Source organism: Methanosarcina sp. DH2 (genome assembly GCF_020804225.1).
Classification (GTDB): Archaea; Halobacteriota; Methanosarcinia; order Methanosarcinales; family Methanosarcinaceae; genus Methanosarcina.
On the sequence record NZ_WJBI01000010.1, the window covers coordinates 56,258 to 68,148 of the forward strand.

The 11,891-nt window shown below is 36.9% G+C and carries 6 protein-coding genes; 3 read left to right on the top strand and 3 right to left on the bottom strand.

The window, feature by feature from the left end:
• Positions 1-32: 32 nt before the first annotated feature.
• Positions 33-2,087 carry an MASE3 domain-containing protein gene (locus FXV91_RS11965; RefSeq protein ID WP_229390829.1) on the bottom strand — a complete coding sequence of 685 codons (2,055 nt, stop codon included), beginning with the start codon at positions 2,085-2,087 and terminating at the stop codon, positions 33-35.
• Between the two features lie 544 nt (positions 2,088-2,631).
• Here FXV91_RS11965 and FXV91_RS11970 point away from each other — a divergent pair.
• Both FXV91_RS11970 and FXV91_RS11975 read left to right on the top strand, forming a co-directional pair.
• Positions 2,632-3,786, top strand: coding sequence for an acyltransferase family protein (locus tag FXV91_RS11970; RefSeq protein WP_229390830.1), 1,155 nt, complete (start codon positions 2,632-2,634; stop codon positions 3,784-3,786).
• Positions 3,787-5,216: 1,430 nt separating this feature from the next.
• The gene (locus tag FXV91_RS11975) at positions 5,217-5,762 is read left to right on the top strand and encodes a hypothetical protein (protein ID WP_229390831.1); all 546 of its coding nucleotides are present in this window, start codon (positions 5,217-5,219) and stop codon (positions 5,760-5,762) included.
• A gap of 308 nt (positions 5,763-6,070) precedes the next feature.
• Here FXV91_RS11975 and FXV91_RS11980 read toward each other — a convergent pair whose 3' ends face one another.
• Together FXV91_RS11980 and FXV91_RS11985 are read right to left on the bottom strand one after the other, a co-directional pair.
• Complete coding sequence (locus FXV91_RS11980) at positions 6,071-7,138, bottom strand: phosphoribosyltransferase (protein ID WP_229390832.1); 1,068 nt, start codon at positions 7,136-7,138, stop codon at positions 6,071-6,073.
• Positions 7,138-8,340 (bottom strand): hypothetical protein, encoded by a 1,203-nt coding sequence (locus tag FXV91_RS11985; RefSeq protein ID WP_229390833.1) that lies wholly within the window; start codon positions 8,338-8,340, stop codon positions 7,138-7,140. Before FXV91_RS11985 ends, FXV91_RS11980 begins: the two co-directional genes overlap by 1 nt.
• Positions 8,341-9,137: 797 nt before the next feature.
• Here FXV91_RS11985 and mutS point away from each other — a divergent pair.
• On the top strand, positions 9,138-11,840 hold the full coding sequence (mutS, locus tag FXV91_RS11990; RefSeq protein ID WP_229390834.1) for a DNA mismatch repair protein MutS: 2,703 nt from the start codon (positions 9,138-9,140) through the stop codon (positions 11,838-11,840).
• Positions 11,841-11,891: the final 51 nt, after the last annotated feature.

Sequence of the window (11,891 nt, forward strand, 5' to 3'; positions counted from 1 at the left end):
AATATCGTTACTGATTAAACTTTGAAGTTAAATCAACCGTTTGAACTTAGTATGCTGTTGAAGCTAATTTTGAATTCAGTCCCGTTCTCTTTTTTAAGCTCCAGATAGCCTTCTATCTGGTTTACAAGAACATCTATAAGTTGAAGCCCGAGAGAATCCGTATTTTCGAGATCTATTTCTTTCGGAATTCCAGGACCATTATCAGCTACTATCAAAGTGTACTTAAACTGCTTTTTACTTTCGCTTTTTCTTGTTACGGCTTCTGCAGGACTTTCGTGCATTATGTCGTGGTTTTTATTTTCGTAGAGGCTTATGCGAATTTCTCCTTTCTGCCCTGGCTGAAAGGCATGTTTCAAAGAATTTGATATTAATTCGTTTACAATGATGCCCAGAGGTATTGCGGTATCCATACCAAAGTAAACCTGCTCGGTGTTCAGTTTCAGGTTTATATTATCGTGGTCCACAGTATACGAATTGACAAGGTCTGCAGTTAGTTTCTGGAGGTAAGCGCCAAAATCTAAAGTAGTCATATCTTTGGATTTGTATAGTTCTTCATGAATGAGAGCCATAGAAATTACACGGTTCTGGCTTTCCCTGAAAGCTTCGATAATTTTCAAGGTATCACATACTTTGAGGTCAGAGAATGTTCCTGCCTGAAGGTCAAGCAGGGATGAAATTACCTGTAGATTATTTTTTATTCTATGATGAATCTCTTTTATCCGGGCCTCTTCATGCTTTTTCACGGATTCTTCAATCATTTTGCGCTCCGTAATATCATAAATCAGACCCTGGAATTTTTCCCTTTTACTGGAGTTTTCGTTAATTTTCCGAATTGTTACCCTTACCCATCTTACCTCTCCATCTTTCTTCCTTATACGATATTCCAGCTCCATAGACGATTTACGACCGGATTGGAAATCAGCTGTCTTTTTAGAGACATATGGAAAGTCCTCAGGTTCGATAAGCTTCTCCCATTTCACATTTCCGGAAAGAAAGTCCTCCTTACTATAACCCGTAATATTCTGTGTTCCCTCTGTAAAAATTGGTGAAAGGTCTTTATCCAGTTGAAAGAGTCTTCCACTAAAATGTTTTATAAATGAATAATAATGCTCTTCTTTTTTCTGTAAATCCTCTATTACAGCCTTTTTTTCAAAAGTGTTTTTATTTACTCCAAGAATAGTGTATATGAGCATCTGTTCATTAGTAAGGAAAGTTGTTTCCTCTGTTAAAGCTTCTTCTCTTTGCTTAAGTTCCCTGAAAAGAAGGCTGTAAGGCTCTTCAAAACCGGTCACTACAATTGCTCTATATATAAGGTAATAGGACAGCACTTTAAACAGGTGGCCCATAAAACTTGGAAAAATATCCATATGACTATAAATCAGAAAAGGCAGTCCTTCGAGAATTGCCAGGAATATGGATAATGCAATTAAAACGAAAACGTCTTTGTCGAACCTTTCTCTTTTTGCATATAGAATAACCAGTGAGAGAATAAAGATTAAAGTTACAACCTGCTCGCTTATTAATTTAAAAGAAGTAAGACCTGAGCCTTCGACATAAGAAGCAGGAAAATTTTTAAAGTAGAGAACTGAGGTAAGAAGATATGCGGCAATTAGAGCATATATAAAGAATGTTCTCCTGGAAAATCGATAGCTATCAAAGGGTATTGAGCTATTCTTTTCATTTTTTCTACCCTGAACCAGGAACAATGAAGCTATTAGAAAAGAAAAGCCTTCTATGTACCTTCCAATTATCCAGAATTGAACAGGAAGATTTGAATCAAATCCAGGGAATAGCCCGAATTCTTTGAATGATAGAGTATGCAAGAGGTCAAAGCTTCCTATAAAAAGATAGGATATTCCTACCAAAAGTAAATATCTATTTAATAGAGAGTTTTTTGATTTCCATATTATAAGAAAGACAATGTATGCAATTAGGATGTTGAATAACTCCGCAAATGTATGAGAAAGAAGATGGTTTTCAAGACTAATTATGTAAAGTGAAAAGGCAATAATTGCCCCGATTATTAGATCGTTTGAGTCTAATCCATATTTTTTTCTTCCTGTTTCTTCTATTTTTACACAACCCAATTCGGTGGTATTCTTCTATATGTCCTCTCTCATATAATAAATTACAAAATCACCTCAGTCTGCTATTAAGAGAATTTCAGAATTCCCGTAAACAGGAATGGCACGAAGACGCCAGGCAGGTTGCCCGGGAAATATATTGATTAACCATAGAACATCAGAAGTTTATTACGTTTTTTTGAGCTTATTTTTAAGGATGTGCCCACATCTTTGAATTTGCTTTTTAGTCCCCGGGCTCTCAACGACTGCGAAGCAGGTGGCCTTTCCAAAACAGAACATAAGAGTGAAAACAGGATACAGGCAATTTATGACCAGCAAACACAACGGCGGGGAATATACGGAAGCTAAAGAAGAACATGCATAAACAATTGCCCATATTCAGACCTTTATTCAGGAGAACAGAGGGTTAAATATCCAGCTGTTGACGGAGAAACTGGAAAACAAGAAACCAGCGCATAAGTTCGGATAACGTCCGAAAAGAACATTAACTGAAGGCAGGTACCAAACCTTTTTTATAATGTAAACACTGTTTACATTTGGGGTTAATATGAGGCTTCACTGGATTGACGCTTTAAAAGGTATTGGAATTATTTTTGTAGTGTTTGCACACCACAGCTTGCCGGTAGGGCTTGACACTTACATATTTTCATTTCATATGCCACTCTTCTTTTTCATTTCCGGATTTCTATTTGACTTTGGGAAATATGCAGGATCAGCTGCAGATTTTGTTAGAGGGAGGTTCAGGTCTCTTATCATGCCTTACTTTGTTTTTGCAGTGCTTACCTGCCTGTTCTACTTTTTGCTGGATACGGGATTTCAGCCAGGGGTCACAAATATCGAGTTTTTCGAAGCCACTGCTCTTTATGGCATTTATTCCATCCTGTATGCATTAGGACCCCTTGTCTCCTATAATCCGCCTCTCTGGTTCCTGACCTGCCTTTTCGTAACCGAACTTCTCTTTTACGGACTTGCGAAGAACTATTACAAGAAACCGGGTAAACTTATATTCTGGCTTACTGCAGCCGGAGTGATCGGGTATCTTTATTCGGTATATATACCTTTCAGGCTGCCCTGGAATGCTGATGTGGCTCTCTCTGCGGTGGTATTTTACGGAGCTGGAAATCTATTTAGAAAATTTACAGAGTTGGAAAAAGAGTCAGGATCAGGTTTCAATCCGGAGGTAGATTCGGTTATGGAGCCGGGTTCGAGGTTCAGGAAGGGGTTCGCCAGAGCTGAGAGATTTTTCCCTGGAATATTTATCCTTTTGAACCTGCTTTATTTAGCTTACCTCCTGGAGTTTCCTGCATCGGATAAGGTCAATATGAACGTGCTGAAATATGGGGGTTTCTTCTCGTATTACTTCTTTGCTTTCTCGGGGACTTTTGCCTTTGTTTACCTTTTCAAAAAAATCGGAAGTTCAAAGATTCTGGAATATTACGGGAGAAACAGCCTGATTGTGCTTGCGCTTCACTTTCCTATCAAGGATATCCTGACAAAACTGGCAGTTCTCAGTTTCGGGGTCGAGCTTGAGTATTTCTATTACAATACCGCTTTTGCTCTGAGCTTAACAGTGCTGAACCTCCTGCTCCTGATACCTGTGATTTTCCTTATCAACAATTATTTTCCTTTCCTGCTTGGAAAAAAGAGAGCTTCTGCGAAACTTGAAGGTTTTAAAGCTCGCTTCAGAAGAACCGTAAATTAATAAGGCTGATCTCTGATCAAAGAAAAGTAGCAGATAAATACCCGGATATCATGTGAAAACACGGAGGGTAAAAGTAAATATTCGGGTAGCCCTCCAAAGTAGGAGATAGTAAAACTTCTGCAGCAGATGATCTAAAACTGTGGAAAGTAAGACAGGTTCCAAAAGTAATTTAAAGAATTAAAGCATATATAAAATGCAAAATATAACTAACTTTATTGCTCTTCTTTCTCTCTTTCACGCTTATATTTTTCCTTGATTTTCTCAATCATTTCTTCATTGGCTTCAATAACAAAAGCTCCAACATACCCGCATTCTTTGCAGTGGTAGACCGCACCTGCGTACCCGCCAACTTCATAGTATATATTCGAATTCCCGCAGACAGGACAGACTTCAACTAACTTTTCCCGACTCAGGGCAATTTCCTCCTTTAGCTAAACTAACAATATCATTTAACTGAATACTAAAACGTACCGAATTAATGGAACCGTTTTTCTCAATCTGCGCTAATAACCAATTTTCATGCATAAATGACTGATTTGTGGGCAAAAAGCCTTAAGTCACTAATCAAACCAAAACCAAACTTGTTTCAATCCTTATATAAACAAAATTAGAAGAAATGCCTTTTGGTAGCAGTACAATTATTATCATCGGTTCTAAAAGTTGATGGACTCTTATATTAAATCCAGAAACAATTGGCGATTAAAAGACTTTAAGATTAATTTTATTACTTCGGGAGTGCGGAGGGTCACGAATATCCTATCCTTTAGAGGCTGTCCGACAATTACCCTCAATAATCAAAGTTGCGCTGGCGCACCCCGCTGCAAGCAACGGGATATGTCCGCGCCCCAGCTCCAAATTTCGTTAAAGTAGACAGTAAACCTAAAAAATTTAGTTTGAGTAGAACTTAACAACCAAAAAATGGAATTAATGGATCACATTAGATTTAGCGGTTCCCGGGGAAGTATTCCATCCCCGCAGCAAGCTAGCTGGGTATTCGACTGATAAGAATCAAATTTCTTTTTTTCGATTTGAAGGCTTTAAATGCCTTCTTTTTTACGTGTTTTTGCCTTGAGATTGAATTGTCGGACATCCTGTTTAGGTTGGGGTGGCCGCACGCAGTTTGATTTATTGAAAAAAGGAGGCTAAAGCACTTAGAGCCTATCCGAAAAGTGGTTACCTGCTATAACTTTTACAATATGCAATATGCAAAACCGGAACGGATACTCTGACATTATGGACCTATTGTGACTTTTCAACATGCATTACTGACTTTTCGGATAGGCTCTTAGTAAGAATTACTAATTAAAATAAGAAAGTATAAATAGACAAAAAAGGAAAATGCAGGCAGTTTAGAAATAAGAACCAATATAGATTAAATATAAGATCTACATATTACGCATATAAAGAAAAGATGTCAGGTCGAAAGGGGCATGAATGAAACTAAAAGAAGTATACTATCTCAAGAAGAAAAACTAATACTTGAAATATTCACATATAATAAAAAGGGAAAACCCATATATCCGTCAAAATTGGAAGAAATATATAAAGATCAAATTAGTAAAAGTAATATAAATAAAATAATTGATAAATTATTTAATCTCAATGTGATTAACGCAAAATGGGAGAATGATAGAGGAAAATGGGTCAGGTCTCTGTACGTTACGGAGGAAAACAAATCTAAAAGAGATTTTTTATCTAACGAAGAAAAAATTGCTCTCGAGATATATAGATATAACAATATAATAAAACAGCCCATATATTTTTCTAAACTAGTTGAATTATTAGAAGGAAAAGTAAGTCGAAATGCGATAAGCAAAAAAATAGATAAGCTGTTTGATCTTTGCATGATTGATGCGAAATGGGAAAATGATGAAGGAAAATGGGTAAGATCTCTTTATATTGATGGTGGGGAATATAAAGAATATTTCAAGCATTTATATAACAATTATTCAGACAGACTAGTGTCGCGTCAATAATCAAGGATTGAACAATTCTGAATAGTTGTAACCGATTTTATACGAGATTTTACCGTTGAAGCGACACTAGTATTGCGATTCCGAAGTATGTTCACAAAAGTTGAAGTTTGAATATATACAATGGTCACCCATTTTCCCACTAAATAAGGGATTTATTTTGGAATCGAAGCACTAGTATTGCGATTCCAAAGTATATTCACAATTCTAACTTTTGAATAGATTTATGGATCAATAAATTTCCCGTTAAGCGAGGGACTTACTTTGGAATCGACGCACTAGTAAACTCACGAGTATAGTCTTTAGAGAATTTATAAAGCCGAATAGGACAAATCTTCTACAACAGTTGTAGTAAAATTATTGGAATCGATTAAAGTTCCATTAAATATCCACGGTAAAGGCTCGAATTTGAGCGTAGAATTATAATTTAATCTTAGTTTGTTAGACTCCAAAATCCTCCTTAAAAAAGATCTAATATACATAGTGACGTTGTAAACTGAACATATGAAACATTCAACTCTCATGTTTATTTCTTTATTACAAAGAAAATATTTGTAATTTAATCTCCCAGTACAATTAGAGAGAGTTAAATTTGTCGGAATTGGGGTAATAACATACTCAAGATAAATCTGTGTTTGATTTTCTAATATATGGATAAAAAACCTAACCTTGCATTGGTCAAGTTCAAAATTGATACCGTTAGAAACTGCATATTCATACGTTTTTTTGCGTAGCTCTTCATCAAATTCTAAAACCATTTTAAAACGGTCTTCAAATTGGATGGAACTGTCTATGATTTCCGGCTCGTACAATTCTGTACTAAATAATTTAACTACTTCTTCTTTTGATAATTTTCTGGAAAAAGTAATTTTGTCAACTATCAAATTCAAATTAGGTATACATATAGAGTCAAAATAAGCAGGCATGAAATTATAATAAACTTTTAGGAACTCGATCTCAGGAAGTATTTTATGGCTAACAAATCTGACATTAGGATATTCATTAACCAAGTTTTCATAAGTATCTTTGCTAGCTAATATAGTTACCACAGTAAGAGAACCAAAATCATTTATAGTAGATAACATTTTTTTGATCGTCTTGCCCGTATGAATAGAATCATCAAACACAAGAATATTTTTCCCTTTAAGAGTTTGTGGATCAAAGCAAGAGAAATCAAAAAACGTGATCTCACTTACATTTAAAGGATAACCTTTACAAAGATCCTCAAAAACAAAGGCTCCCTTCCTACCAATCTTTATTACAACATCTCCATAGTTACAATTTTCACGTATTTTTTCATCGAAAAAAATGAGCATTTCCGATCGGAAATTTTCTAATTCATCTTTATTTAAATTTATATTAAATGGATTGAAAATCATTATATATACCCCAGATATGGATCTATGCATTTAGTTCCTTGTTCAATATTGGAATATATTTTTATTCCCTCCAATATTTCCTTTAGCTTTAAACTTGTGTCTCTATCTCCCTCAAATGAATTCTTAGAATCGTCCAAGATGTCTTTAAAAGTTCTATAATTAGTAATTGCAGTATTGCAGCAGTTATACATGCAATATTCGACGCAGCATTCGGCAATTTTGTTCAGCACAACAATGACAAAATTTGAGAAATTTAATTTTTCAATTATGTCAACAATAGAATTATTAGGAGAATTTATCTGGCCAAGAGAAATAATTGCTATTTTTCCTAAAATCACCAAAACATTTTCTGTAGGAGCTTCAAAATGATATTCAGCAGAAATTAAACCTATTGACCCTATTTTAGTTAAATAAGGCAGAGGAATTTCATTTTTACCTTCAGTCATAGCGTCAACTAGCTCATCGACATATTCTAAGCTTCTTAGAGTTGACCTTTCATGTTTCATTTCAGAAGAAACCTTTCCGACATTAAGTAAGGAATTCAATATATTTGTGTGAAATTTGGAGATGTCAGAATCATCTTTTGGGATATCTGACAATATGCTCTTGGAGATATTAAATAATACATCTACACCAATTATTGTTGAATTTTCAAGATTTTTTCTGGCACAGTACTCTATAAAATAGGATATATTGTCAATATTATAATAAAAGTAATCTCTTCTATTATCCGTATTTAATTCGAGAAATAGTTTTTTGATTTGATCAAAAACAAGCGCTGTAGCTTTATCATTACCAAATGAAACAGTAACAGTACCAATATCTATTAGATCAGATATGATTTTATTAAATTGAGATTCGTCGAGGTTCTCTTCAGAAAAACTAGAATTATAAAAATTAGATAAGCCTTCTTTAAAGGAAAGGAAGTCGTGCCTACTAATGGAACCGACTATGAAATCAAAAATTATAGAGTTACTATGTGGAAATTTATTATTTCTTTTTAATAAAAAACTAACTAATGATTTGGGGTTTAAAAGTTTAATTGTATGATATACATATTTACCTATTAGAAAATATGCAAGAACTGCAAATACAATAGAAAATATGATCAGTGGATACAAATAACTAGAGACTTTATCTGAAATAAGTAGTATAAGAAAAAGATCATATAGTATAGAAATTCCACAGAAAATCCATACCATCCTGAAGTCTCTTGTAAAAATATCTGAAAAGTTTAAGGAATAATTTGAAGAAAGTAGTTGTAACACTATTGAATTTAAGGCAAATGCTATCGCAAATATAGTAACTTGACTTTGTGCTAATACACTCAGTAAAGACAATACAGAATTTGGATAAAATGAAAAAACATCAATGAGATGAGATATAAAAATAAAATAAATACTATAGATGTAATATTTATAAAGAAAACAATTATTTACCATATTAGATATAAAAAGAAGAATAAAAGTTAAACTCTCAAAAATTAATACAAGTAGAAAAGGAGCGAAAGTACAAGAAAACATAGGATAACAAACATTATTTTTATTCTTCATATTACTCAGAATTAACTATAATAACAATATTTAAAAAATGATCGAAACTTCAATAATTAAGTTATGTTCTTTTCTTTACTTTTAGAAATAAATTACAATTCAAGGTTAATTAAGACTAAAAGTCTAATAAAGAAACACAGAATTACGTAATCATTGAATTACTCCCAATCAGTTCATTGATATTGTTTTGGAGTTATGTAAAATATGTAATTATCAGTCTATTAAAAACTAAAAAACGAAATCGATAGCCAACAATTATATAATAAATATATACTAAAAGAAACTCGCCCATTTAACTGTAGTAAGATGGCTAGACATGATTGTGTCTAAATTAAACAACTACAAATTGCAAGGAAATTGAAATGCAACGATAACTGTTAAAGTATATCATATATAACCTTCTTGGTGATTGCAAAAATAATTCAAGGCTTAAAGTGAGTTAAAAAATGACTGAAATGATGACACCTGCAATGCGCCAGTACTACGAAGCCAAACAGGCACACCCTGACACCCTGATCTTCTTCCGGATGGGAGATTTTTACGAATCCTTTGGAGAAGACGCAAAAACCATTGCAAAAGAACTCGAAATTACCCTGACAGCCAGGGGAAAGGACAAATCAGGGGAAAGAATGCCGCTTGCAGGAATTCCCTACCATGCCATTGACACATACCTGCCCAGGCTAATAAATAAGGGGTACAAGGTAGCCATTTGTGAACAACTCGAAGACCCGAAGCAGGCAAAAGGGGTTGTGAAACGGGGAGTTGTCAGGGTGGTAACCCCGGGAACAGCAATAGACTCATCCATGTTTTCGGATGCCTCAAACAATTATCTTATGGCAGTTGCAGGAAAGGAAACAGGAAAATCCGGAAAAAGTGGGGAAAAGGAAATGGAGTTCGGGCTTTCCTTCCTGGATATCTCGACAGGAGAGTTCCTAACAACCCAGTTTACGGACTCTGAAAGCTTTGAAAAGCTCCTTAGCGAACTTGCCCGTATGCACCCTGCAGAATGCATCCTGCCCCCGTCTCTGTATGGAAATTCGCAATTGGTGGACAGATTAAAGGACCAGACAATTGTGCAGGAATTTGCTCCTGAGATTTTCGGAACCGAGGAAGCCGGGGAAAAACTGAAATCCCATTTCGGAGTCGCAACTCTCGAGGGTATGGGCTGCGAAAAACTGGAGTTTGCAGTTTACTCTGCCTGGACTGCCCTTGAATATGCAAAGACTACCCAGATGAGAGACCTTGACCATATCAATACCCTCAGGACTTACTCAAACACCGAATTTATGGTTCTCGATTCTGTTACCCTGCGCAACCTTGAAATCGTGAAAAACGTGAGGGATGAAGGAGATCAAAATTCCCTTTACAGGACCCTGAACTGCACACGGACACCTATGGGGAGCCGGATCCTGAAAAAATGGCTCTTAAAGCCGCTTCTCTCCGTAGAAAAAATCAACCTGAGGCTGAATGCAGTAGAAGAGCTGGCAGAAACCCCTCTGCTCCGCTACGATATACGGGACTGGCTCTCAGACGTGAGGGACATCGAACGCCTTGTAGGCAGGATAGTTTACGGAAACGCAAATGCAAGGGACCTCGTAGCCCTAAAAAAATCCCTTGATGCCGTACCCTCTATTCGAGACTGTCTTCTGGAAAAAGCCGGGGCAGGGATTTTAAAAGAGATTGCGGAAGGGCTTGCAGCTTTTTCGGAACTGGAAGACCTGGCTGAAATGATTGAAAAAGCAATCGTTGAAGAGCCTCCTTTAACTGTCCGGGAAGGGGGAATGATAAAGCCCGGATACAGTGCAGAACTTGACGAGCTCCGCGATATTGCAAGCAACAGCAAGCAGTGGATTGCGGCTTTTCAGCAAAAAGAAAAAGAGAGAAGCGGGATCAAGTCCCTTAAAGTCGGATACAATAAGGTCTTTGGATATTATATCGAGATTACCAATGCAAACAGCAGCCAGGTGCCTGAAGATTACATAAGAAAGCAGACCATGACAAATGCCGAGCGCTTCTTTACGCCGGAACTTAAAGAAAAAGAAAGCCTGATCCTGACAGCAAATGATAAAGCTGTGGCTCTGGAATATGAAATCTTCACTGAAATTACACAGGCCCTTTCAGCGCATTCAAGGGAACTCCAGGAAACAGCAGAAAGAATAGGCACCCTTGATGTCCTCGCAGACCTTGCCGAGGTTGCAGAAAATAACAACTATACACGTCCGCAGCTAACTGAGGATTGCACCATCCTTGTCAGGGACGGAAGGCATCCGGTAGTTGAAAGTACCGTATCAGGAGGCTTTGTCCCAAACGATACCGAAATGGACTGCAAGGAAGACCAATTTTTACTGGTAACAGGACCGAACATGGCAGGAAAGTCCACCTATATGCGCCAGACTGCCCTCATTGCAATTATGGCTCAGGCAGGCTCCTTTGTCCCGGCATCCTATGCCTCCATAGGCGTTATTGACCAGGTCTTTACAAGGATAGGGGCTTTTGATGACCTTGCAAGCGGACAGAGCACTTTTATGGTCGAGATGGTAGAACTTGCAAATATCCTGAACAATGCAAGCCCGAAAAGCCTTGTACTGCTCGACGAAATCGGCAGGGGGACCAGCACTTATGACGGATACAGCATTGCAAAAGCTGTTGTTGAGTTCCTGCATAACAGGGGAAAGGTCGGTGTAAGGGCTCTTTTTGCAACTCATTACCACCAGCTCACAGCCCTTGAAGAGAAATTAAAAAGGGTAAAAAATTATCATATTGCAGTAAAAGAAGAAGGTCACGAGTTAATTTTCCTGCGGAAAATAGTGCCGGGAGCAACCGACAGGAGTTACGGGATCCAGGTTGCAAGGCTTGCAGGAGTCCCGGAAAAGGTTATAGAAAGGGCAAACGAGATCCTCAAGGAACTGGAAAGGGAAAACGTGCTTGAGGAAGCAGAAGACAGCGAAAACGGAAAAAAAAGGAAAAGCAAAGTAAGTGCACGCTACACCCAGATGATGCTTTTCGATCCCGGGAACGGCAGTGGGAATTCGGAGAGGGCAAAAGGGTTGAGCCCTGTGGAAGTAGCCCTTAAAAAAATAGATGTGGACGAGATGACGCCAATAGAAGCCATGAACAAGCTCCATGAGCTGAAAAAGCTGCTTGGTTAAAGGCAACAGATAGAAAAATGGATAGAAGAAGAGACGGGAAGTCCGGTAAAA

What these genes read in the sequence shown, in the direction of transcription:
- FXV91_RS11980 (WP_229390832.1), bottom strand. Translation starts at nt 7,138, where the DNA reads ATGATTTTCAATCCATTTAATATAAATTTAAATAAAGATGAATTAGAA.
- FXV91_RS11985 (WP_229390833.1), bottom strand. Translation starts at nt 8,340, where the DNA reads ATGGTATGGATTTTCTGTGGAATTTCTATACTATATGATCTTTTTCTT.
- FXV91_RS11970 (WP_229390830.1), top strand. Translation starts at nt 2,632, where the DNA reads ATGAGGCTTCACTGGATTGACGCTTTAAAAGGTATTGGAATTATTTTT.
- FXV91_RS11975 (WP_229390831.1), top strand. Translation starts at nt 5,217, where the DNA reads ATGAATGAAACTAAAAGAAGTATACTATCTCAAGAAGAAAAACTAATA.
- mutS (WP_229390834.1), top strand. Translation starts at nt 9,138, where the DNA reads ATGACTGAAATGATGACACCTGCAATGCGCCAGTACTACGAAGCCAAA.